A 23,593-nucleotide genomic window follows, 5' to 3' on the forward strand; every position below is an offset into this window, starting at 1 on the left:
ATCTAATGATTAGTGAGTATTGATGCCACTCACAAAGCCGTGGAGAAATGCCCCCGCAAAGGAAATACCAAGTACGATAGCAAGAACATCACCAAGTAGATTACCAGAGATAGGAGGCATTAAGACTTACCGTTAGCGGCGTAAGAAGCCAACAATCATGTTTACACCAAAGCCAAGTGCAGCCATACCAATCAGACCCGCGACCACAAGTGCTACATTAGTTTGACCGCCACTTACCGCCGTCGTGAGAGCGCCATTGACGTCATTAGCAAAGGCCGGAGAGGTTGAGCCAAGCAAAAGAGCAGTACCGACCGCTGTTTTTTTATTTACGATTGCGTGTTTTGTGTTTTTTACAACAAGTTCTAGTTTTTTCATTTTGAATTACCTTTTATTCATAAGGCGAACAACACGACCTACCCAATGACCAACAAGCATGTTAATCAAGAGCACGCCACTGACGTAAAGGAACAAGTCACTATTAAATGGGACAGGTTCCTTATATTCCTGATACTCCACCGCTGAAATAAGCACATAACCATCGCAATTATCGATATGAGATTGAGTTGCTTTTATAGTGCCGCGCTTACTGCCAACGGTGACGCATACAGACATATTCTTTTTAACCTTGAACCGCTTTCATTGAAGCTTCGAAGTGCTTCTTAATTTCTGGGTCGACAGGAATGAGTTCTGTCACGATGGCACCCGCTAATGGGTCCTCTGGATTGATTTCAAGTTGCAACTGGTACTCACGACGAGGAACCAGAGCACCAGTACGCTCAAGGAGCAGGGCATAACTGTGTTCAATCATCAACGGTTGGTCCCATTGCGGGTTCACATCACCAGATTCACCGATGGTGCGACGCTTAAATTTTTCCGAGTTAATGCTGCGTAGCGGGCGTGAGATATTGAGTTGAGCACTGTCGCCACGCGCTGAGTTCCAAGTGATGTCCATGCCAAGAACAAAAACAGATTTAGCCATTTGTTAGGTCTCCAATATGTGAGTCACCAACTTGCCGTAGGTATCGGGGAAGGTGAATTTGGTTCCATCACGGACGAGTGAGCCGACAACGGTTTCAATGTCGCCCTCATGGAATTCGATTAAAGAGTTCAGGATTTTCCCGTATTGGCGGCGCATCCAGTGGGCCGAGGCCAACAGGTCTAACGCCGCGCGTTTAGTCGGGACTGGTTTGGTATTGAATTTTTTAGCAGTTGAAATCGATGCTGAGAAATCATTGATAGCAGCAAACGCGCCAGCAGGATCTAACAAAACATCGATGTTCCATTTTTTGAGTTCGACTTCTGAGCGATACCAAACAAGGCCAGTGTTTGCGAGCTTTTGCTCAAGCGCCTTGTTGTAGATACGCCAGTAGACGCGAGAAGTACGAGAGCCGACAGAGTATTGCTCTTTGGTGTAGTTAGGTTTGCCATTGGTCATACTGGCAATGGTCATATCTTCATGCAGTACCGGACCACGGCCACGGTCAGCCGTTCGGAACGCATCATCATTCCAAGCTTTACGAGCGTATTCACAATCAAAGATACCATCGTAATCATCGTAAGCGAGATCGACACGCGCGAGTGATTGAACACCAAGAACGTTAGTCAGCCAATCATGCAGCGACCAAGGCGCGCGACGAGCAAACACATGCTTACAACCAGTGCCATTGATTTGAAAATGCACGGTGTCGTTATTTCCGCCCAGACCAACGAAACCACAGAAGTCTTCACCATCTGGTGAGGTCAGCTTCATAGACTCGGTATAGAACTGGAAACCAAGACCACGAGGCGCAGAAAGCGACAGGCCAAGCACCTGATTCGTGAAGATGCGCAGACAGTCTTCTAAGTAGGTACGGTAGCAAATATCAAAGGCGTCATTGTACGATTCAATCTCTTCGGCCGTCTTTGCGATGGTCGGATTGAACTCAGGTGGAGCAGGGAACTTAGGTGCTCTGCTGTGACGTTGTAACAGTGATTTTGGCGCTAAGCCTTTGTATTCCTCATGCTTGTGTAAGCGTTGAATCGCCTTGTGACAGTGGCGTAAGTCCTTGACTGCGAATGTAAAACATAGGTAGTCAATATGAACGGACTGCTCATCGAATTTCTTAAGGATGTTAGTTGCAGTAGTCATCGAAGACCCCTAAATCAACGCGTTCTTGGTAAGTGGTATTGGTGATAGACACCAACTCGTAAGAGACAAATTCAGACGAAGCCCAGAACTCAAGATGAGACATAGACTTGAGCAAATCCCATTCTTCATAGCCTTTGACCAACACGGAAACCGTGTAATCTGGGAGCAAGTCGTAATAGATGATTTGAGCTTCGTTCATGGGTTAAGCCTCTGAACTAGACTTGGTGACACCGTCACTTAATTGATTGGTTTGATCATCAATTTTTGAGTTAACAGCGTTAATCAATCGACGAGTCATTTCACAGTCAGACAAAGCACGGTGAGCGGTTAAATCGGAGACATCAACAAGTTCTTGAGCACAAGCGTTGGACAGAGATTGCCACTTAAAATCATCATGTTCATGGTCCCAAAGACCGTGAAACTCGGCATACCAAAGCATTGCGCATTGCGGAACACAGAATATAGAAAGCAGTTCTTGAACAGATTGAAGGTAAGCAGAATTACAGTGTTTTTCTAACGACTGGATAATCATGCGCGTTTCAAAATCTGTGTTGTAGATGATGATAGGACGGCCGTTGAGTAAAGGAAGAAAGTGATTCGAAAACACCAAGTGAAAGTCGAAAGCACCTTGAACATCTTCGTCAGTGATACCATGAATGGCCGTAGCTTGAGCAGGGATAGAACAGGTCGGTTTAACCAGTTTGTTAACGATAACTTTACCGGAATCGGCACAGATAGCAGTGAACTCGACTATTTCAGCACTAGAGCCGAACCCAGTCGTTTTCGTATTGAGAATGATCGCGTTTTGAATAGACAGTTTTTTCACAGCAACTCCTTGACAGTTGAGAGTGACCACCAAGGCCAGACGAAAGCGTCAAGGGCAAACGCCCAAACCAAGGTGGTCAAATACCACTGAATAACCAGATTTGGTTATTAGGCTAATCACCAATTTTGGTTAGCGCAAGTCACCAAAAATGGTGATTGTTAGGCTAAACTGACGGAAACGGAGGAAATAGCATGTACCAAAATCAGCTATTAGATGCCTACAAAAAGGCTCAAAGTTACGTACAAGACAAGCAGATTGCTGCGGATATGAATGTACCGCCGCAACGAATCAGTGATTTTCGCAAAGGGAAGCGCTATATGACTGATACACAAGCAATATTTCTAGCTGAACAATCAGGTTTGGACCCAGAGATAGCTTTGCTAGGTTGTCACGCTGACCGCAACGAAAACCCACAGATTAAAGCAGTATGGGAAGGTATCGCAAAAAAGTATAACGGGCTTGGATTAACTGGTATTTCAATGGCTTGCACAGGTTTAGCAGTGATGATCACGAGCCCATTAGACCCACTATCGCAGTGCGTATTATATCCGCTTATGGTAAATCGAGTATCATATCAGTTACATATTAACCCTTTAGAATATAAAGGGTTGTATGAGAAACTTTCGAAAAATGAGCCGGAATTACGTTTTTCGTGAATTAGAATGCGGGTTAACAATCGAAGAAACTGCAAACATTTGTTTCAAAAGTGTGAGGACAGTCAAAGATTGGGATAAAGGAAATCCGATTCCGCCCGAGTGCAAAAGGTTGATGAGGTTAGTTTCTGGTCGTGAGTTGTCACCAGGCGAAGATTGGGAACAGTTCAGAATGCACAAAACAAAGTTGGAATTACCAACAGGTCAGCTCGTTACTCCACAAGAAATATTGACGGGCATCGCATTGATAGAAATCGGCACAGAACAAGACAGAGGGGCAATGAAAAAGCTCTTAAAGTTCGCTAGAGTGTTAAAAAAAATAATGTAAAAAAGGCTCCGAAAGGAGCCTTGTTATTTAACATTACATGCATATCTCTTTATACGCTTTGTGATTTCCCATACCGCACTTTCAAAACCTAAGCTAATTACTTCAGCATCCCTTCGATTAATTGCTGATAGCCAATTAATAGTATCTTGAGGATAGGGATCTACGACAAGTAAGGTTGCGCTACTTTCCTCTAATACTTTCCAAATATGAGTATCATGCTCGATGTACTTAATGCCTACAAGAACAATAAGCTTAGAGTCAATCGCAACATTACCGAACTGCTTTTGAATATTGTTTATGAGGCTCGAGTTAACGACTACGCGCTTCCCTTTTTCATACATCGCTAGAGCAGGGCTCAAATCACTATTACGAGGATCATTACACCATTGAATTACTTCTTGGTTAGTACTCACTGCATCTGTTGGAAGGCCATCTACAAACGTTCCACAACCAACCATTACATTACCATTCATATTAAAACCTTCTGGCATTCTCGGCAAAAAATTAGACGAACCATGAGGTTTAAGAATTGTAATTCCTTTTCCGGTACCGTTGTAATCTACAGCATAACCGACTGTTGCTATAGCCTGCTCTATCAAAGTATCGTAATTAAGCGTAACTATATTTATATCAGGCATTAATTTTTGAATTTTATTAAATAACCGAACATAAGCATTTTCAGGAGTTATCTTAAATTTCGACAAGTAACATGCGATTTCTTTTTGTAATGGATTAATTAATCGGTTGTCGTTGGCCAAGGTTGCCATACCTGCCTCAAAACCTTGTAGTTGAAATACTTTTCGAGATTTCGCGCTTAATTTTCCAAATTTACCTTTTTGAGAGGCTAGGTTGTCGTATAAGTCGTTACCTAATGGAGGATTGTAAGGTATCGTTTTACCCGAACCATAACTAGCACCAGCCCCAAATAAAAAAGTTATCAATATACCTCCCTAAAGCATAATGCTCTACATAAAAGTTTATATAGGCATTATGGTACCTTTCAGTATTGGACTTCAATATAGAATATTTGTTGTTTTAATAAAATAAATTATTTTAAACGTCGAATTGATGCACATTTTGATCTAGCACATGAGATAGGGCTTTTGTGTTTTCGGAGTCAATTGAACTCGACGATTGGAGAAGGCCGAGCCTTTCAATGATCGGGACTCGGCTTTTCATTACCTGATGTAGTGGATAAAGATTAGGAATTACTCATAATGCCAAATGTCTCGATACGCGATTTTTAGTGCTTTCGCAAAACTAAAATTAGGTGCCGTAAGGAAACTCCAGATGACCAAAAGCCATCTCGTAATTTACCAACATCCTCTGATTGAAGTTCTCTTGTTAAAGACCAAGGGATTATGCTTTTATCTGGAGTGCTACCAGTGGGAAGAAGACGAGAGAGAATAAGCTGTGTATTGCTATCATAAACTGATACCTCTCCCCAGTTACAAACACCGTAAGCCCACAAGCCATGCCCGTCAACACTTTGAACGTTATCACTAACTAGAACTCCATACTGGTCCAAAATTGTCAAATAAACTTCTTTTGTCAACTTGGATCTAGTGTATTCACGGTGTACGTAAGCGCCTCGAATTTGTTTACCCGGTAATGTTTCACTTGGATTTTGAAAGCAGATACTAGCGTCGCTATAAACATAGCGTGCAACTACAGTTACTTTTACAGGTGGAATATCCAAGTGAAGAGCCTCTTGGGCCGCTAACAGCTTATCTCCATGTTCTTTATACTGTTGTTCAGCATACTCTAAAGTATATGCGTCATTTTCAGAGTATTCATAGACTAAAACTTCAATACAACCAGAATTGCTACTTCCAACAATCTGATATTCTCTGATTTCATAAATATCACCATCGACTGGATTGAAAAACGTTTTAGTAAGCAGGGGGGATTTGTGATTTACACCTAGGGGGGGATTACATAAATCCTTGCTGTAATCCACAATTACTGCCGGAGCCATCCAACGACCTTTATCTAGTTATTTAGCAGCCAATAACATGCTGCTTCTTATTACACTGTTTATTTTTTCTTCTAACTGGGATTCAACACATTCCAGTTCTGGAAATTGTTTTGATGGTTTCGTAGCATATCTTAGACGATTGCGCACGTAACTGACTTCTGTAACCACTTGAATCTGCTGCCAGTCTTCTTTTTTTACACTAGCTGCAAAAACAACTATGAAATGTGGTCGTGATTGTCTAGCTGAGAGTTTACGAACTTCAATTGTATCCTGTATTGCAGGTACGAAAAAAGACTGAACAACCTCAGTAGCATTTTTCAGTGTTTGAGCACTTCTCAAAAACATATAACCTCGCAATAGCCGCTTAGTCGCAACTGCAAAAAAAACACTATTCAACTATAACTCAACTATCTAAATAGAGCCACTATTAAAATAATTCATACTTTAAGTTCGGCATAATGCTTGTTGGGTAGTTCTCGTCCTAATCTATACAAGCAGCATTGTGTCGTTTCATTCAATACCAGTCAATAGAGATGCTTAATGGTCTCAATAGGAAAAAGAAGTTGCACATTTGAATTCTAATCACAGTTAACGGAAGCTTTGAGGTATGGTGGAATTTACCCCCGTAATACAGATACGGGGGTTTGGCCTCCCGCCGCGCGTCGCGCAATCGTCCTAGTTCGTCCTCACTTGCTCCGCGCTCTCGTCGGCTGTTGAAAACAATAGACATAGGAAAGCCTTGCTCGGCTCTCGCAAAGCTTTGTTGTTGAACGTTCTGGTGCGTTCCAGTTGGTTTACGTGCCTTTGGTGTGGTGATGCTCTGCGAGGCTTATTCTGGCAGGAAGAGGGGTGTTTATTTCCAATTTGGGCTTGGGCAGTTAGTGACACTCGCCAGTCTAGGCAAGTGCCACGGATAACCTATGATGGGTGGCTCGGTGCTTCGTCGTCGCTTCGCAACTCCTTATATCTCGGTGACTCCCTTCGGTCGGGGCGATGCCCATCACGATCGCTTTAGGTTTCTCAATCCATCTAGTGCATTAACGTAGTCGCTTATTGCTTCAGAATGGTTGTATAGCTCGTCTTGAAGCTTCTCGTTTTTCTCACACTCTGCTAGATACAGTTTTTTGTATCTCAGTGCATCATAACCACCTTTGAGCAAGGCTTTGCTCATTGTTGCCGTGCTTGTTTGCTCTTTGAGTTGTGAGAGCATTGTTTCATGTTCTTGAGTATCTCTGATTGTAATTGCCATCATTTTACCTTTTGCCGGTGTCTTTCCTGGTTGAGTTTTGATTGCAGAATTGAATAGTTAATCCTGGTACCGGTTCGTGTTTTGATTGCGTATTCATTCGTTAGCCCTCATCGTCGCCAAATAGGCCACCCATAGGTTTGAGTTCGATATCTTGCTCTTGCACCTGCGCGTATTGCTCATAAGGGGAGCAGGTCACGTAGAAATTAGAGTCCCCGCTAGACAGCTGCACTAGGCAATCGTCTAGATAGTTCATTTGAATACCAAGTTTCTTTAGAAACGAGTCATTGAGGTAGGTAACGCCTCTCGGTGTTACAACCTCAAAATGGACTCTCAAGCGAATTGAGTGTTGTCTATGCCAGCGTTCCACAGCAGATACATAGATGGTTTCGGAGTTGGCCAGAGGAAACCATTCGGGAACCGTGCCTATGTCATGATAAGCCCTAGACCCGCAATCAGTGCCCGAACAATCAAAACCACCAGAACCCACGCCAGAATGAGACGCAGAGCCTTGGTTATAGCGCGCTTGACTGTGTGAAGACGATACCGAATTTTGCTGCGTAGTTTGATTAGGCTGCGTTCCTGCCTCAGTTGACGCCTCAGAACCAGAAACCATATTAATAAGTGCATAGATGATGTACCCCAATGAAAGCACGACCAGTGCCATAGCTGCTAAGAATTTAGGATTAAGGAAGACGTTTTTCCCAAGGCCAGCCTTGGTGATTTGGCCCGTAACGGTGGAGGCGTAGAGCAAGTGAACATCAAGCGGCACCTTAAGGTTATAAACCACATCGTCTTTGCTTGGTTTGGTGACGGTTCGCGTTGGGTCATGCTCAAGGATTCGAGGCTTACGATTGGAGAAAAAGACCCCGTCTTTGCCTTTGTGCTGTTTGGCCAACTCGGCAACACCTTTCAACTCTTTGGGAACTTGGGCGAAGTCGGGCGTTAATAATACGATGTCCCAGTTGTAATGGCGGTGCTCCATAAATGCATTGTTGAAGTTCTCAGGGTAGATAATCCGTCCTTGCTCATCAAAGCGTGTGCGCTGGCAATCGTCTATTTCACCGTTATCAAGTGATGAAGTGTCCACGGTCAGCCAACGAGAATGAAACAGCTCAGAGAAGCCCTCCGGTAGATGGGATTCAAAGTCACTGAAAGGGCGCTTATGGATGTTGGCCATCTTAAACCCTGCATTGACAGAGAAGATTTGCTGACACTCATCAATCAGGATAAAGGCACCAATCGGAGCCCAACAGAAGAAGTATTTCCAAAGCTCGAAGCCTTCTGGATTGCGCGAACTAATGCGAATGAGGCGAGCACTATCAGGAAACTTTTCCCCTAATCGTTTCTCGATCACTTTTAACGGCTGCATGCCGTGAATGTTAGTAATGCACACTCGGCCTTCACGAAGGGCGGGCAATAAGTCGAACCAAACTGCACACGCTGATTTGTAAGAGCCGCCGTGGCCATATCGAAATGAAGTAGCCATAAGATCACCAGTTCAAGAAACGCATGACTAAGGACGTAGCAAACGCATCAAAGATAATGCGCAGTCCTGTCGTGAGGCTGTATTTCGTGAGGATGTAACGGACATCAGACGGAAGGGCGTTGAAATTAGATTCAATCAGTGTGTAAACCCCATAATCAGATAACAAAGCTTGCGCGATGCTGAGCGCCATTTGTATCGATGCAATTTTAAAATCAAGCCATAAAGACATGCACCAGATGACCCCGAATTCAAAACAATTTTTGATCCATTCCGGTATGGATTGGATAAAGTAGATCAAGGTTTCCGCAGCATTGGCAATAAAATCAAGTGCTGAATAGATGAATTCCATGTTATTTACTCCTATGGCCAAACAAGATGAATAGAGCGATAAGGGAACAGATAAAGAGAATGACAGGGCGAACGTAAGGCGTGACGTCATCAAAACGTTGAAGGCCAGATTCCACTTTGGACCCTTTGATGGTGAATGACCTATCGGTTAGCGAGCCGTTACTAAAATTGGTCCCGATAGACACAAGGCCTTTGATGTCGTTAACGTAGCCTTCAATCGTGCGCTTCTTATCTGCGATGCCTTCATTGACTCTGATGAAGTCAGAAGAAGCGAAGATGAGATGATTCACATCATCACCGCCCGGCGAGATAAAACCGGACCGACTAAGCAAACGTTCGATACCATCAAGACTGTCACCGAACCCTTCTAGCTCTTCGGCTATGCCTTGGTTTTCGCCGTTGCCGTTGCTGTTGTTTATCGCTTTAGTGATATCGTCTGCGGCTTGTTGGATAAGCGTTTTAGTGTTGTTGTAAATCTTGTTGTCATTGATTTGCTGCTCTTGAACCGCTTGCGTGTTGTCAACGATGGAGCCTTTCACGTTGATTATCTCAGCGGCTATCGAGGCTTGAGACTCATTGATATCAACGTTCAGGTCATGAAGTGCCGAGTTAATGTCCTTATTGAGATTGGTAACGGCGCTAACCACTGCCGAGTCTGTCGAATCATCCATTTCAGGTTTTTCAACCTCGGCCTCTGGGTCAACCTCGTTAGGCATAGGCGTGTTGCTTGAATCATCGGGTAGGACGCTTGGATCTTCAATGTCACCGATTGGGGTGTCGGGCTTATCTATTGGTTTATCCGTCGGTGGCGGAATGATAGGAACATCCGGCCCTTGAGCGCCCCAGAAATCAGTGCCACCGCCGCACTGTTTACCCGTATACTCAAATTGAGCATTACAAAGGGAGTTTTGCGTAAGCTCACCTGAAGCGTTATCGGTACAAATAACCATATGGACCGAAAGTCGAGATAATTCGCATCGAGTGGCACCATAGTCCCCATAGCAAGCGCCTGTCACTTGGTCACTGTAAATGTATTCGGACCACTCAAGCATCCTTTTTTCGTTTATCGACTTTTTGAACTGGCAAACGTTCATGCAGGTGCCGTCACCATTGTAGCCATAATCACATTCGTAGCTGCACTGAAGCGTTTTAGGGTCGAACAGGCTGTTTGTGGGGCAACGAATCTCAGAATAACTGAGCACGCTGGTGCCAGATGAACCATAGTGACAACTCGTTCTATATGGATACATAGGTTTTGCGCCACGCGACTTCCTGAAGCTACAGTGCGTGTAATACCCCTGCTCAATAAAACACTCGTTCATCTTGTAAGGATCAACCCATTGACCCTTATAGGCGCAGCCTTGCCATGAAATATCAGCCACACGAGCTTCTAGGGAATAGGCATCATTGCTGATGAGAAGAATAATGAATAGCGTAATAAAACGCAGATAATGAATCATGTTATTCAACCAATAAAAAAGGGAGCCGAAGCCCCCTTATCTAATGATTAGTGAGTATTGATGCCACTCACAAAGCCGTGGAGAAATGCCCCCGCAAAGGAAATACCAAGTCCAATAGCAAGAACATCACCAAGTAGATTACCAGATAGAGGAGGCATTAAGACTTACCGTTAACGACGTAAGAAGCCAACAACCATGGTCACACCAAAGCCAAGTGCAGCCATACCAATAAGACCCGCGACCACAAGTGACACATTACTTTGACCACCACTCACTGCGGCAGTGATAGCGCCTGTGATGTCCGGTGCAGCAGCAAAGGCCGGAGAGGTTGAGCCAAGCATAAGAGCAGTACCGACCGCTGTTTTTTTGTTTACGATTGCGTGTTTTGTGTTTTTTACAACAAGTTCTAGTTTTTTCATTTGAATTACCTTTTATTCATAAGGCGAACAACACGACCTACCCAATGACCAACAAGCATGTTAATCAAGAGCACGCCACTGACATACAGGAACAAGTCACTATTGAATAGGACAGGTTCCTTATATTCCTGATACTCCGCCGCTGAAATAAGCACATAACCATCGCAATTATCGATATGAGATTGAGTTGCTTTTATAGTGCCGCGCTTACTGCCAACGGTGACGCATACAGACATATTCTTTTTAACCTTGAACCGCTTTCATTGAAGCTTCGAAGTGCTTCTTAATTTCTGGGTCGACAGGAATGAGCTCTGTCACGATGGCACCCGCTAATGGGTCCTCTGGATTGATTTCAAGTTGCAACTGGTACTCACGACGAGGAACCAGAGCACCAGTACGCTCAAGGAGCAGGGCATAACTGTGTTCAATCATCAACGGTTGGTCCCATTGCGGGTTTACATCACCAGATTCACCGATGGTGCGACGCTTAAATTTTTCCGAGTTAATGCTGCGTAGCGGGCGTGAAATGTTGAGTTGAGCACTGTCGCCACGCGCTGAGTTCCAAGTGATGTCCATGCCAAGAACAAAAACAGATTTAGCCATTTGTTAGGTCTCCAATATGTGAGTCACCAACTTGCCGTAGGTATCGGGGAAGGTGAATTTGGTTCCATCACGGACGAGTGAGCCGACTACGGTTTCAATGTCGCCCTCATGGAATTCGATTAAAGAGTTCAGGATTTTCCCGTACTGGCGGCGCATCCAGTAAGCCGAGGCCAACAGGTCTAACGCCGCGCGTTTAGTCGGGACAGGTTTGGTATTGAATTTTTTAGCGGTAGAAATCGATGCAGAGAAATCATTGATAGCAGCGAATGCGCCAGCAGGATCTAACAGAACATCGATGTTCCATTTTTTGAGTTCGACTTCTGAGCGATACCAAACAAGGCCAGTGTTTGCGAGCTTTTGCTCAAGCGCCTTGTTATAGATACGCCAGTAGACGCGAGAAGTACGAGAGCCGACTGAGTATTGCTCTTTGGTGTAGTTCGGTTTGCCATTGGTCATGCTGGCAATGGTCATATCTTCATGCAGTACTGGACCACGGCCACGGTCAGCCGTTCGGAACGCATCATCATTCCAAGCTTTACGAGCGTATTCACAATCAAAGATACCGTCGTAATCATCGTAAGCGAGATCGACACGCGCGAGTGATTGAACACCAAGAACGTTAGTCAGCCAATCATGCAGCGACCAAGGCGCACGACGGGCAAACACATGCTTACAACCAGTGCCATTGATTTGGAAATGCACGGTGTCATTGTTACCACCCAGACCAACGAAGCCACAGAAGTCTTCACCATCTGGCGAGGTCAGTTTCATAGACTCGGTATAGAACTGGAAACCAAGGCCACGAGGCGCAGAAAGCGACAGGCCAAGCACCTGATTAGTGAAGATGCGCAGACAATCTTCTAAGTAGGTACGGTAGCAAACATCAAAGGCGTTGTTATACGCTTCAATGTCTTCAGCCGTCCTCGCTAAGGTCGGATTAAACTCAGGTGGAGCAGGGAACTTAGGCGCTCTACTGTGACGTTGTAACAGTGATTTAGGCGCTAAGCCTTTGTATTCCTCATGCTTGTGCAAGCGTTGAATCGCCTTGTGACAGTGGCGTAAATCCTTGACTGCAAATGTAAAACATAGGTAGTCAATATGAACGGACTGCTCATCGAATTTCTTAAGGATGTTAGTTGCAGTAGTCATCGAAGACCCCTAAATCAACGCGTTCTTGGTAAGTGGTATTGGTGATGGACACCAACTCGTAAGAGACAAATTCAGACGAAGCCCAGAACTCAAGATGAGACATAGACTTGAGCAAATCCCATTCTTCATAGCCTTTGACCAACACGGAAACCGTGTAATCTGGTAGCAAGTCGTAATAGATGATTTGAGCTTCGTTCATGGGTTAAGCCTCTAAAATAGACTTAGTGACGGTGTCACGTAATGCGTGTGATATAGGAGAACAGACGATTAGATTGGACATAACAACACCTTGACTTGTTGAGAGTGACCACCAAGGCCAGACGAAAGCGTCAAGGGCAAACGCCCGTACCAAGGTGGTCAAATACCGATTTGTGGGGATTGTAGTTGCCATAAATGGGGATTGTAAATAGCGCAAAATGGGGATTAAAAGGCTATTCTATGGCAAACGGAGGATTCGAAATGTATGCAAATGAACTATTAAATGCGTATAAAAACGCTCAAAACTACGTTCAAGATAAGCAAATTGCACATGACTTACATCTTTCGCCGCAGAAACTTAGCAAAATCAGAAAAGGTGTCAGGTATGTCACTGATGAAGAAGCAGTTTTTCTGGCGAAAGGTGCAGGAATCGACCCAGAGCTTGCATTGCTAGGTTGTCACGCTGACCGCAATGAAAATCCGGCGATTCGTGGCATGTGGGAAAGCATCGCAAAAAAGTTTAACGGCCTTGGTTTATCAAGCATTTCAATGATTTGCGGAATGTTTGCTTTATGGATTGGTGACCTTAAAGCAGCTATCGCTCAGTGCGTATTATATGTGTTATGTTAAATTGTATGTCACTGTATGCCAAATCTGATGTGGATTGGTCTCCTATCCCGCTTAGATTTTAAAATACGGCGCTTTTTGCGAGCGCCATTAAACATAATCGCTATTTACCATAAAATACTTAATATAGATCTTAATAATCTTACGATTGTTAAGATCTATATTAAAGCACTACGCGGTTTCTATAAGTGATTGAATGGCTTCGTAGATTTCTTGTCTTCGTACGGGCTTAGAAACAAAAGCATTCATGCCGGCTTGCATACATGTGGTTTTGTCGCTTTCAAGTGCATGTGCTGTTAAAGCAATGATTGGAATATGAAAGCCTTTCTGCCGGATTAACCTTGTCGCAGTTATACCGTCCATGATAGGCATTGAAACATCCATTAAAATGATGTCGATGTTTTGTTTTTGTTGTTCAAGAAACTCGATTGCTTCTGCGCCGTGGCTTGCAACGAAAACGTTATGCCCCAACTTGTTTAAGAGCAGCTTAATTACAAATTGGTTCGACACGGTGTCTTCTACAACTAGAAGATTCACCGCTTTTGATGGATAACTGGGTTCTGATTTTACTGGTCTATCTTGATTGTTTCTCGTTAAGACAGGAATCTTAATTTCAAAGTGCGAACCAACGTTCTCTTCACTTTTAACGCTAATTGTTCCACGCATCATTTCAACCAAATGTTTGGTGATGGCAAGTCCAAGACCTGTACCTCCAAATCTTCGTGTAATCGAGCTGTCTCCTTGGTGGAACGCTGTGAAAAGATTTCCGATCTTTGCTTTAGGAATGCCTATACCGGTATCGATAACTGAGATAACAAGCTGACCATCACTCTCAATTACAGTGACATTGATACCACCAAAATCTGTGAATTTACTGGCGTTGCCAATTAAGTTGAAAAGCACTTGAGACACCCGAGTGGAGTCAATCCAATATTGTTTATTGCTATCCAAATTACATTGGTACTCAAAACTTAGATTTTTGTTTGTAGCCAATTGTTTTTGTTGATAAATAACCAGTGTTACCGCGTCACTTAGGTTCGTCCATTTTTCATTTAAATGAAAGCTTCCCGATTCAATTTTTGATAAATCGAGAATGTCACTAATAATCGCTAACAGCAGTTCTGCAGAGCATTCCATCTGATTCAAAACTTCAAATTGTTGCTCCGTTAACCTTGATTGTCTTAATATATCGAGCATCCCCAAAACCGAGTTCAATGGCGTTCGGATCTCATGACTCATCATGGCGAGAAATTCAGATTTTGACTGGTTGGCTCGCTCTGCTTCCTCTCTTGCTTTTGCAAGCTGTGAGGTACGAACCTCTACGATACGTTGTAACTTCTCTTTGGTTTCAATGTCAATCACTGCCCTTTCTATTAAGGGTCTGAATCTTCTCAGGGTTTCTCTATTTTCAATGCTAAACTGCCCTTTTTGTGCGCCGACAAGTATGATGATAGTTTGCGTCACTTCAGACTTAATGCCAGTCAAAAGCATGGAGCTTACTTGGCTTTTAATGAAGGCGTTTAGATTCTCAAATTCTTTTATTCGCATCGGTTCAAACAGCAAGATACATTCACCATTGAGTGCTCTTTCTGAAGTGTTACCCGGTAACCAATTGGCACTGTCAAAGACACTGTTTGTCGTCAGCAGTGTTTTGAAATTTTGCTGATGGCAGTCACGAGTGATTACGATGAAGTCATCGAAGTTAATGTACTTCTTTAGAACCTTGTTGAGGCCGGAAAAAATTTCATGGCGGTTCCGAGCCTCGCTCATCGCGGAAATTGCTGATAAGATCGCAGTGTTCTCGTCAGCCAATAGCTTCTCTCTCAGCCTTGCCTCTTTTAATTGGACAAGTGCTTCTTGCAATGCTTCTTGTTGATATATCTCTAAATATTTATCTTTCATAAGGTTTGTGGAAAATTGCTGATGAAATCATCAGGTTTCCATGTCCATTTTCACCACCAATAAATCTACCTTGCTCACCAAAGGTAAATGGGCAAATAAAAGGTAGGTTGTCTAATTCCTGATTAATTTGTTCACAAACGCTGTTCATGTCCTGCTTTAAATGCAGCATAGGGCCCGCACAAAAAATATTGATCCCCCCTATCTTTCTCGATTTCTCCAGCTTTTGATTAAAAGCTGCGTTAACAACTTTTGCAGCTCTCGCAACAAGATGCTGACGGCTCCCCTTCATTAGAGTCAAAGATTCACCTTTTTGAATATTTGTAAAGAGTTCGATACCACCTTGTTCCGTCTCTCTTATTGGGTGAGTGAGTTTAAAATAAGGCCGTTCGTACAAATGACCTGCAATGCGCCCCAATGGGAAGGCACTGGAGTTAGTAAACAGAAAGCGCTCTTGAACAGATTTTGTTTCTTGGTGGTTTGTCCAACGACGATAAACTTCCGAAGCTGGCTGATTATCAATTTCCAGAAGATAGCGACCCTCGGTTTTTGTCGCGATACCGGTGATATCGGTCGGCGAGTGCCCTGCGCTAAAAGCGATATCAACTGGTTGTGATGAATAAAATAGCGTTAGGCTGACACCATTTTCTTGGACACCTTGGCCAGTCATGATTGACCAGTTTCCTTCAACATGATTATCAGCGGCTGAGCCACCAATGATAGGAACTAAGGTCCCGAACCTTTCATCGATACATTCAATAATCGTTTCTTCATGTCCTGGGGTCGCGTGTAAAAGAATGAGATTTGGCACTTCTCCTATCCTATCCGCATGAGTCAGCGCCATATTTAACGCCACCTCAACGCTGGCTTCAACGTTCGCTCCATAGGTTGAAATGCCTGTACCATACGCGTGCTGATCTGAGTCATAAATCGCGAGAATCGCAATCACTGGCCCTTGATGATAACCGTTATTCGTCATTATCGCTTGGCACGAACTGGCACCGTGTATGCTTGTATTAGGGAATAAGTCAACGAACGCGCTTTGGATTTCTCTGATATCGAATCCTTCCGTGTAATAGCAGATGATGTGCGTAAGGTTATTCTCTGTCAGTTCAGAGCGAAGCTGCTTAATTGCTAAATATTCATCTGTAATGTGGGTAAATAATGATTTGCACTGCATACAATTCTATTAATGGTTATCACTTGTCTGTTATACCATTATGATAATTTCATTTTAAGTATGATGATTCTCATTGCATAATAAATATCAAATTATCTCGTGGCAGATCTAATTTATAAATTAACTTGAACAGTAAGCTCGTTTAATTTTAAATTAATCTTTTTATTTTCAGAAATAAGATTCCAACCAATATTTCGATTTTTATTATTGAAAATAATAAAATCGCCTGATTGATTTAGATCAATTTTCAAACTCTCTTTTTTTGAGCCTTCGATCGAAATCCCACTTAACTTTTTATTTATGATTATCTTTTCTGCCCCAATGACAAACTCACATCGTTGTTTTTGTGTGCAATCTACCTCTCTGTTCTTATCGTAAGTGAAGGTACGCCAAAAAAAAGCCCCAATTAAAACACTGAGCATGATTAAGATTTGTGCAAGTCGAGCCTTTGTTAACTTTTGTGCAGCCATAATTCCTAATGTCCTTGTTACAAACTTCAAACTTTTTAAATAAAAAATGATTTCCAGAGGTGTTGTAAGGTTACTACTCTGTCATTGAATTGTTAATTCAAGTATAGTTATACGTTGAAAATGCCACTTTTTTTAAAGTCAGCAATGGTAATAAAGTGATGATATCACGTTATTTCTAGAGTTTACTTGGGTGGTGTTACGACGCAAGTCGTGTTGGAAGTAAAGTGTAGTTAATTAGAAATTGGAAGCATGCAAATGAGCCAAGTAAAGCAGCTAGAGCAAAGCTACAACTATACAGTCGTTCGACAGTTTACCCTAGTTACTATTTTGTGGGGAATTGTCGGTATGGGTGTTGGTGTGTTTATAGCCGCTCAGTTAGTTTGGCCACAGCTAAACTTTGATACGCCGTGGTTAACGTTCAGTCGTTTACGTCCACTGCATACAAATGCGGTAATCTTTGCGTTTGGTACCAGTGCTCTGTTCGCAACATCTTATTATGTTGTACAGAGAACTTGTCAGACGCGACTTTTTGGGGGCCCATTGGTCGCCTTTACGTTTTGGGGATGGCAAGCAATTATAGTTGCAGCAGCCATCACTCTTCCCCTTGGATATACATCTTCAAAAGAGTACGCAGAGCTTGAATGGCCGATAGATATTGCGATTGCAATTGTTTGGGTTTCTTATGCTGTTGTCTTTTTTGGTACGTTGGTTAAGCGTAAAACCTCACATATTTATGTGGCTAACTGGTTTTTCGGCGCATTTATACTGACAGTAGCTGTACTTCACATAGTGAATAGTATGTCTGTTCCTGTCTCAGCGATGAAATCATATTCTATCTACTCTGGTGCTGTAGATGCGATGGTACAATGGTGGTACGGCCACAATGCAGTAGGTTTTCTGTTAACAGCAGGTTTCCTGGGTATGATGTACTACTTTGTCCCTAAACAAGCTGAACGCCCTGTTTACTCCTACCGTTTGTCTATCGTTCACTTTTGGGCTCTCATCTCTTTGTACATTTGGGCTGGCCCTCACCACCTTCATTACACCGCACTACCAGATTGGACTCAATCACTAGGTATGGTCATGTCTTTGGTTTTATTCGCTCCATCTTGGGGGGGAATGATCAACGGTATTATGACGCTGTCTGGCGCGTGGCATAAACTTCGATACGATCCTATTCTGCGTTTCCTAATTGTTTCATTGTCTTTCTATGGAATGTCTACATTTGAAGGCCCAATGATGGCGATAAAAACAGTAAACGCACTATCCCACTACACAGACTGGACCATTGGACACGTTCATTCTGGAGCATTGGGTTGGGTGGCTATGGTTTCAATTGGTTCTGTATACCATCTTGTTCCTAAGCTTTTCGGTCAGGAGCGTATGTACTCGGTAAAACTGATCAATGTGCATTTCTGGTTGGCGACTATCGGTACGGTTTTCTACATCGTTGCTATGTGGATCTCAGGCGTAATGCAGGGACTAATGTGGCGAGCAGTTAACTCTGACGGCACACTGACCTACAGTTTTGTTGAATCCGTTGCAGCCTCTCATCCATTCTACTTTGTTCGCTTCCTAGGCGGTCTTATTTTCTTGTCGGGTATGTTCTTGATGGCATACAACACCTACAAGACGGTCAGTGCCCCGAAAGAGAGCTTAAAAGCAGTTCCGCAACCGGCTTAGGGAGAATTGAGTGTGAGTAATAATTCTAATAACCGCCACGAAATCTTAGAGCGTAACGTAGGTTTATTGGCAATCTTTATCGTGTTTGCGATCAGTTGGGGGGCGCTTGTTGAAATAACGCCTCTTATCTATCAAAAGCAGACAACAGAGCCAGTAGACAACTTAAGAGCTTACAGCGCTCTGGAGATGGAAGGACGTGATATCTACATTCGCGAAGGCTGTAATGTGTGTCATAGCCAGATGGTTCGTCCGTTCCGGTCAGAAACAGAGCGATACGGTCATTACTCTGTCGCTGGCGAGAGTGTTTGGGAGCACCCTTTCTTGTGGGGTTCAAAACGTACAGGTCCAGATTTAGCGCGCGTCGGTGGTCGCTATTCTGATGAGTGGCACCGCGTTCACCTGATGAACCCTCGTGAACTGGTGCCGGAGTCTATAATGCCGGGCTACCCGTGGTTAGCTGAAAACATTCTCGATGGGAAGCTAACTCCCAAGAAGTTGACGCTTTTCAGAGATAATTTTGGTGTTCCGTACACTGACGAGCAAATCGCAAACGCGACTAAGGATGTACAAGGTAAATCTGAGATGGACGCAGTCATCGCATACCTTCAGTCTCTTGGCCATGCGATGAAATAAGGAGTCGATATGGATTTCGGTACAATTCACAGCATCTATACCGTTGTTCTCTTTGCTAGTTTCATTGGCATTGTATGGTGGGCATTTGGCAAGAAACGTAAAGCACGATTTGAGGAAGATGCCAATCTAGTGTTTGCTGATGAAGAGCAAGTGAAACCAAATAATCAAGGAGTGGAGAAGTAATGACTACATTCTGGAGTCTCTGGATTATCGTAATTACTGTCGGTACTCTAGTTGGATGTGCAATCCTCCTAACTTGGTGTGCTAAGGATAAAATGGGCGTCGAGGAAGGTGCAGATATGGGACACGAGTACGATGGTATTCGTGAGCTCAATAACCCTCTACCAAAGTGGTGGACGTATCTGTTTATCAGCACTTTTGTATTTTCCGCTGTATACTTGGCGATGTACCCCGGACTAGGAAGCTTTAAAGGCTTGCTCAATTGGTCCAGTTCAAATCAAACGGTAACCAACGTAGAAGATTCAAAAAAAGCAATTTCTGAGGCACAAGAACAGAAACGTCTCGATCAGTACGCGAAAGAATTGGGCAGTGCTGATGCTTACTTTGGTGAGGCATTTCGTGCTCTTGCTCACAACGAAAATGGCCTGCGCGCTATCCCAGAGATTGCGCAAGATCCTAAAGCGATTAAAGTCGGTCAACGTCTGTTCCTACAAAACTGTTCGCAGTGTCACGGTTCTGATGCTCGTGGTCAGAAAGGCTTCCCTAACCTAACCGATAACGCATGGTTGTACGGCGGTGAGCCAGCCGCTATCGTTACAACCATTATGCAAGGCCGTATTGGTCAGATGCCTGCGTGGAAAGATGCTCTTGGCGAACAAGGTGTTCGAGAAGTGGTAAGCTACACGCTAAGTTTGTCGGGTCGTAAAGTAAACGCACGAGAAGCACAAGCTGGTAAAGCTCGATTCGTTGTGTGCGCTGCTTGTCATGGTACAGATGGTAAGGGTAACCCTGCGGTAGGCGCACCTGACCTAACTGATCAAGACTGGTTGTTTGGTGACTCACGAGCAGCGGTTACAGAAACCGTTATGAACGGCCGCTCTGGTGTAATGCCTGCTTGGAAGGACATTCTAGGTGAAGATAAGGTTCAGCTTGTCGCGGCATATGTCTGGAGTCTAAGTAACTCCGACAATGAGTAACATTTCAATAACAGCCCCTTTTAAAGGGGCTGTCTTTCTCTTAGATTTAAAGCCTTACATTTTTTCATATAGCTGTTGAGAACTTTTTTATGGTAAAGCCTTGGTATAAACAATTTTGGCCGTGGTTTCTGATTATCCTACCTCTTACCGTTGTGGTTTGGACAATCGTAACCGTGGTTGTATTTGCCAACCACTCCGTCTCCTTGGTTGCCGAGGATTACTATAAAAAAGGCAAAGGGATCAACATTGACATCAGTAAAATGAATGTCGCTCGCGATCTTGCTCTTAACGCTACCGTTTCGTCTGATCACAACAACATAGTTATCGCTTTCGATAAAGGAGTTTTACCACACTTTCCTGCGCTAACCGCAACGTTCACACACCGTACGTTGGCTGACCGTGACTTTACTAAGCTCCTTACCGCTGATGCAAAAGGCAATTATCGTTTGACACCAGAAGACTCGATTCAAGGTCCGTGGTTCGTTGAGCTAGAGCCACATAACAAAGAATGGATGATTCAAGGTCGAGTTGAATTCCCTGCACAACAAACAATGTTAATGAAGTAACTCTATGTGTAAATCCTGTTATCACTGTGGTGAAGATGTACCAGCCAACACGGATTTCAAAGTAGAAATATTAGGTGAAATTCGCGACATGTGTTGTCCGGGCTGTGAAACCGTCGCTCAGACTATCGTCGATAGTGGTCTTGTCTCCTATTACCAATACCGAACGGCGCCAGCCGAAAAAGCAGACCTAGTTCCAGAGCAGCTTCAAGCCCTCATTCATTATGATAATGAAGATGTCCAGTCTGAGTTTGTTCGAAACCATGAAAACACTTCTGAGGTATCACTTTCTTTAGAGGGGGTGTCGTGCGCCGCTTGTGCTTGGCTGATTGAGAAACAGGTTTCTGGCGTCAAGGGGTTAGTTTCTATTCGTGTGAATACGACGACAAATCGAGCATTGCTTGCGTGGGACAAAACGCAAGTACGTTTGAGTGAACTACTCTCAGTAATTCATAAACTCGGTTACAAAGCGGCTCCCTTTGAGGCAGATAAACAAGAAGCTGCTTATCATCATACAATGAAGCAATATCTATATCGCTTAGGTATTGCGGGCCTAGCAACCATGCAGGTTATGATGCTCGCAGTGGCATTGTATTTGGAAGTGTTTGGTGATTTAGAGCCAGAGTTTAAAAACTACCTCCGTTGGGTCAGCTTAATTTTTGCGACACCAGTACTGCTCTACTCCGCCCTCCCTTTTTATCTCAATGCATGGCGAAGCATCAAAGGCAGAACGCTTGGTATGGATGTTCCAGTCTCTATTGCATTGATCTTCGCATACTTGGCTAGTCTAGTCGCAACCGTAACTGGTGAGGGAGAGGTGTTCTTTGAGTCCATCTCTATGTTTACCCTCTTTTTGTTGGTCGGCCGATTCTTAGAGATGCGTGCTCGTCGAAAAGCAGCGGCAGCAAGTGGCAATCTTCTTAAACTGATCCCTGCGATTGCTACAAGGCTAGATGGTGAACAAGTCCCAGTAAAAACCTTAAAGATTGGCGATCGCATTCGTGTCCTGCCTGGCGAACATATCCCTGCAGATGGCAAAGTGATTTCTGGTCGTATCCATATCGACGAATCCATGCTGACCGGTGAGTCTGTACACGTGGTTAAAAAAGCCGGAGGTGCAGTCTATGCTGGGACATTGAATGGGGATGAATCGTTCGATCTTGAGGTGACGAATTCAAAAGCAGACTCGATGATCTCTAACATAGTGCGCCTTCAAGATGAAGCTCAGCATTCCAAACCAAAAATTGCTGAAATCGCCGACGTGGTTGCGCGCTATTTCGTTGGCGTAATCCTGATTATTTCTGCAGGAACATGGTTCTACTGGCATCAAACTAAACCTGATGACGCTTTCTGGATCATGCTGTCAGTTTTGGTTGCGACATGTCCATGTGCCCTATCTTTAGCAACACCAACGGCACTGACCTGCGCGACCTCCCGTATGGGTGACTTTGGTATTTTGCTCCGTAAAGGACATGTTTTCGAGACACTGTGTAAAATTAACCACCTTGTAGTAGATAAGACGGGAACCTTGACCAAAGGCGACATTGAAATCCGTCAAACCAAAACTTTCTCTGATTTAGAAGTCTCCGACACGCTCGCAATTGCCGCCGCGCTTGAAGCTCATGCAAATCACCCTATTGCTCGTGCTTTCTCCTGTTTTATTCACCAAGACATCACCGTAAGCGATGTTCAGAACATCATCGGCTCGGGAATTCAAGGTATTTGGAATGGCAAGAGAGTAAACATTGGTAGTGCTGCTTTTGTTCTCGGTGAAAACAGGGAGGAAAGCAACGCCGTTTATCTATCGTTAGAAGGCAAGCATGTTGCAACCTTCTATTACCATGACCCGATTCGTAAAGAGAGCAAAGCATTTATCCAACGTTTTGCTGATGCTGGTATTAAAACCACCTTGTTGACGGGCGATTCATTACAAAATGCCCAACCTGTTGCGAAAGAAATGGGCATAGAGCATGTGATAGCCTCAGCGAAACCAGAAGACAAACTCGCATATCTTAAGGGACTAGACCAAAGCGATATCACCATGATGGTGGGTGACGGCATTAACGATGCCCCTACACTGGCTGGTGCTCATCTCTCCGTAGCGATGGGAGGTGGAACAGACGTTGCGAAAGCTTCTGCAGATATGACACTTCTTGGCGATAATTTAGAGAAGTTACTCGAAGCAAGGTTGCTTGCAATGCGTACAAGAAAGATAATCCGAGAAAACTTGGCTTGGTCTTTGGGCTACAACCTGTTAATTTTGCCGCTTGCGGTCGCAGGCTTAGTTGCGCCATACGTTGCCGTAGTGGGGATGTCAGCGAGTTCTATCATCGTCGTATCCAATTCTTTGCGACTTCTCAAAGAGAAGTAGATGGGAGAGAAAACATGGAAAGCCTTTACATTTTAATCCCTATCGCCATTGTATTGGTCTGTATCGCTGTCGCAATATTTCTCTGGGCGGTTCGTAGCGATCAGTTCGAAGACTTAGAGCGACAAGGCCACAATATCCTTCTTGATGAAGATGATAAACCAAACAACAAAAAACCATAACGATAC

Annotated in this window: 29 protein-coding genes and 1 pseudogene; 9 read left to right on the forward strand and 21 right to left on the reverse strand. The window is 43.8% G+C overall.

Annotation, left to right across the window (positions count from 1 at the left end):
* Nucleotides 1-132 precede the first annotated feature (132 nt).
* From AND4_RS03680 to AND4_RS03705, 6 genes are read right to left on the reverse strand one after another with little or no spacing between them, the layout of a single operon-like run.
* The gene (locus AND4_RS03680; RefSeq protein WP_009841565.1) at nt 133-375 is read right to left on the reverse strand and encodes a hypothetical protein; all 243 of its coding nucleotides are present in this window, start codon (nt 373-375) and stop codon (nt 133-135) included.
* 6 nt (nt 376-381) lie between these two features.
* Complete coding sequence (locus AND4_RS03685) at nt 382-612, reverse strand: hypothetical protein (protein WP_009841566.1); 231 nt, start codon at nt 610-612, stop codon at nt 382-384.
* Nucleotides 613-619: 7 nt separating this feature from the next.
* The gene (locus tag AND4_RS03690; protein WP_009841370.1) at nt 620-979 is read right to left on the reverse strand and encodes a DUF1293 family protein; all 360 of its coding nucleotides are present in this window, start codon (nt 977-979) and stop codon (nt 620-622) included.
* Between the two features lie 3 nt (nt 980-982).
* Complete coding sequence (locus AND4_RS03695; RefSeq protein WP_009841567.1) at nt 983-2,128, reverse strand: replication initiation factor domain-containing protein; 1,146 nt, start codon at nt 2,126-2,128, stop codon at nt 983-985.
* On the reverse strand, nt 2,112-2,327 hold the full coding sequence (locus AND4_RS03700; RefSeq protein WP_009841368.1) for a hypothetical protein: 216 nt from the start codon (nt 2,325-2,327) through the stop codon (nt 2,112-2,114). Before AND4_RS03700 ends, AND4_RS03695 begins: the two co-directional genes overlap by 17 nt.
* Before the next feature lie 3 nt (nt 2,328-2,330).
* The gene (locus tag AND4_RS03705; RefSeq protein WP_009841568.1) at nt 2,331-2,954 is read right to left on the reverse strand and encodes a 3'-5' exonuclease; all 624 of its coding nucleotides are present in this window, start codon (nt 2,952-2,954) and stop codon (nt 2,331-2,333) included.
* Between the two features lie 191 nt (nt 2,955-3,145).
* Here AND4_RS03705 and AND4_RS03710 point away from each other — a divergent pair.
* A pseudogene (locus tag AND4_RS03710) lies at nt 3,146-3,499 on the forward strand (DUF3693 domain-containing protein); the annotation flags it as partial.
* Between the two features lie 459 nt (nt 3,500-3,958).
* On the opposite strand, the gene AND4_RS03720 reads toward AND4_RS03710, so the two are convergent.
* From AND4_RS03720 to AND4_RS03775, 12 genes are all read right to left on the reverse strand, one after another.
* Entirely contained in the window at nt 3,959-4,876 is a 918-nt protein-coding gene (locus AND4_RS03720; RefSeq protein WP_009841571.1) for a hypothetical protein, read from the reverse strand.
* Nucleotides 4,877-5,178: 302 nt separating this feature from the next.
* Nucleotides 5,179-5,913, reverse strand: a complete 735-nt coding sequence (locus tag AND4_RS19295) for a hypothetical protein (protein ID WP_009841572.1) — start codon at nt 5,911-5,913, stop codon at nt 5,179-5,181.
* Nucleotides 5,914-5,931: 18 nt separating this feature from the next.
* Nucleotides 5,932-6,258 (reverse strand): hypothetical protein, encoded by a 327-nt coding sequence (locus AND4_RS03730; protein ID WP_009841573.1) that lies wholly within the window; start codon nt 6,256-6,258, stop codon nt 5,932-5,934.
* A gap of 655 nt (nt 6,259-6,913) precedes the next feature.
* On the reverse strand, nt 6,914-7,162 hold the full coding sequence (locus AND4_RS03735; protein WP_043991397.1) for a hypothetical protein: 249 nt from the start codon (nt 7,160-7,162) through the stop codon (nt 6,914-6,916).
* Nucleotides 7,163-7,262: 100 nt separating this feature from the next.
* Entirely contained in the window at nt 7,263-8,648 is a 1,386-nt protein-coding gene (locus AND4_RS03740; protein ID WP_009841376.1) for a zonular occludens toxin domain-containing protein, read from the reverse strand.
* A gap of 4 nt (nt 8,649-8,652) precedes the next feature.
* Nucleotides 8,653-8,997, reverse strand: coding sequence for a DUF2523 family protein (locus tag AND4_RS03745; protein WP_009841574.1), 345 nt, complete (start codon nt 8,995-8,997; stop codon nt 8,653-8,655).
* Nucleotide 8,998: 1 nt separating this feature from the next.
* On the reverse strand, nt 8,999-10,456 hold the full coding sequence (locus AND4_RS03750; protein ID WP_009841575.1) for a hypothetical protein: 1,458 nt from the start codon (nt 10,454-10,456) through the stop codon (nt 8,999-9,001).
* Between the two features lie 170 nt (nt 10,457-10,626).
* Complete coding sequence (locus AND4_RS03755; protein ID WP_009841576.1) at nt 10,627-10,875, reverse strand: hypothetical protein; 249 nt, start codon at nt 10,873-10,875, stop codon at nt 10,627-10,629.
* A 5-nt stretch (nt 10,876-10,880) separates the two neighbouring features.
* Nucleotides 10,881-11,111 carry a hypothetical protein gene (locus AND4_RS03760; protein WP_009841577.1) on the reverse strand — a complete coding sequence of 77 codons (231 nt, stop codon included), beginning with the start codon at nt 11,109-11,111 and terminating at the stop codon, nt 10,881-10,883.
* A gap of 7 nt (nt 11,112-11,118) precedes the next feature.
* The gene (locus tag AND4_RS03765; RefSeq protein ID WP_009841370.1) at nt 11,119-11,478 is read right to left on the reverse strand and encodes a DUF1293 family protein; all 360 of its coding nucleotides are present in this window, start codon (nt 11,476-11,478) and stop codon (nt 11,119-11,121) included.
* 3 nt (nt 11,479-11,481) lie between these two features.
* The gene (locus AND4_RS03770) at nt 11,482-12,627 is read right to left on the reverse strand and encodes a replication initiation factor domain-containing protein (RefSeq protein ID WP_009841578.1); all 1,146 of its coding nucleotides are present in this window, start codon (nt 12,625-12,627) and stop codon (nt 11,482-11,484) included.
* A complete protein-coding gene (locus tag AND4_RS03775; RefSeq protein ID WP_009841368.1) occupies nt 12,611-12,826 on the reverse strand; it encodes a hypothetical protein in 216 nt (71 codons plus the stop codon). The genes AND4_RS03770 and AND4_RS03775 overlap by 17 nt, the downstream gene beginning before the upstream one ends.
* A 260-nt stretch (nt 12,827-13,086) precedes the next feature.
* On the opposite strand from AND4_RS03775, the gene AND4_RS03780 reads away from it, so the two are divergent.
* Nucleotides 13,087-13,455: a DUF3693 domain-containing protein gene (locus AND4_RS03780; protein ID WP_009841579.1), complete on the forward strand. Its 369-nt coding sequence runs from the start codon at nt 13,087-13,089 to the stop codon at nt 13,453-13,455.
* Between the two features lie 168 nt (nt 13,456-13,623).
* Here AND4_RS03780 and AND4_RS03785 read toward each other — a convergent pair whose 3' ends face one another.
* From AND4_RS03785 to AND4_RS03795, 3 genes are all read right to left on the reverse strand, one after another.
* A complete protein-coding gene (locus tag AND4_RS03785) occupies nt 13,624-15,354 on the reverse strand; it encodes a response regulator (RefSeq protein ID WP_009841580.1) in 1,731 nt (576 codons plus the stop codon).
* Nucleotides 15,344-16,531, reverse strand: coding sequence for an FIST N-terminal domain-containing protein (locus tag AND4_RS03790; protein WP_009841581.1), 1,188 nt, complete (start codon nt 16,529-16,531; stop codon nt 15,344-15,346). The genes AND4_RS03785 and AND4_RS03790 overlap by 11 nt, the downstream gene beginning before the upstream one ends.
* A 113-nt stretch (nt 16,532-16,644) precedes the next feature.
* Nucleotides 16,645-17,001, reverse strand: coding sequence for a hypothetical protein (locus tag AND4_RS03795; RefSeq protein ID WP_009841582.1), 357 nt, complete (start codon nt 16,999-17,001; stop codon nt 16,645-16,647).
* Between the two features lie 255 nt (nt 17,002-17,256).
* On the opposite strand from AND4_RS03795, the gene ccoN reads away from it, so the two are divergent.
* The 7 genes from ccoN to ccoS all read left to right on the forward strand — a co-directional run bounded on the left by ccoN (nt 17,257) and on the right by ccoS (nt 23,587).
* On the forward strand, nt 17,257-18,684 hold the full coding sequence (ccoN, locus tag AND4_RS03800; RefSeq protein WP_009841583.1) for a cytochrome-c oxidase, cbb3-type subunit I: 1,428 nt from the start codon (nt 17,257-17,259) through the stop codon (nt 18,682-18,684).
* A gap of 12 nt (nt 18,685-18,696) precedes the next feature.
* A complete protein-coding gene (ccoO, locus tag AND4_RS03805; RefSeq protein WP_009841584.1) occupies nt 18,697-19,317 on the forward strand; it encodes a cytochrome-c oxidase, cbb3-type subunit II in 621 nt (206 codons plus the stop codon).
* A gap of 9 nt (nt 19,318-19,326) precedes the next feature.
* Entirely contained in the window at nt 19,327-19,500 is a 174-nt protein-coding gene (locus AND4_RS03810) for a CcoQ/FixQ family Cbb3-type cytochrome c oxidase assembly chaperone (RefSeq protein ID WP_005528472.1), read from the forward strand.
* Complete coding sequence (gene ccoP / locus AND4_RS03815; protein WP_009841585.1) at nt 19,500-20,474, forward strand: cytochrome-c oxidase, cbb3-type subunit III; 975 nt, start codon at nt 19,500-19,502, stop codon at nt 20,472-20,474. Before AND4_RS03810 ends, ccoP begins: the two co-directional genes overlap by 1 nt.
* Before the next feature lie 89 nt (nt 20,475-20,563).
* A complete protein-coding gene (locus tag AND4_RS03820; protein WP_009841586.1) occupies nt 20,564-21,040 on the forward strand; it encodes a FixH family protein in 477 nt (158 codons plus the stop codon).
* 4 nt (nt 21,041-21,044) lie between these two features.
* Nucleotides 21,045-23,408: a heavy metal translocating P-type ATPase metal-binding domain-containing protein gene (locus AND4_RS03825; protein ID WP_009841587.1), complete on the forward strand. Its 2,364-nt coding sequence runs from the start codon at nt 21,045-21,047 to the stop codon at nt 23,406-23,408.
* Between the two features lie 14 nt (nt 23,409-23,422).
* Nucleotides 23,423-23,587: a cbb3-type cytochrome oxidase assembly protein CcoS gene (gene ccoS / locus AND4_RS03830; protein WP_009841588.1), complete on the forward strand. Its 165-nt coding sequence runs from the start codon at nt 23,423-23,425 to the stop codon at nt 23,585-23,587.
* The last annotated feature ends 6 nt before the right edge of the window (nt 23,588-23,593 follow it).

Origin of the sequence: Vibrio sp. AND4 (genome assembly GCF_000171815.1) — a bacterium.
Lineage (GTDB): Bacteria > Pseudomonadota > Gammaproteobacteria > Enterobacterales > Vibrionaceae > Vibrio.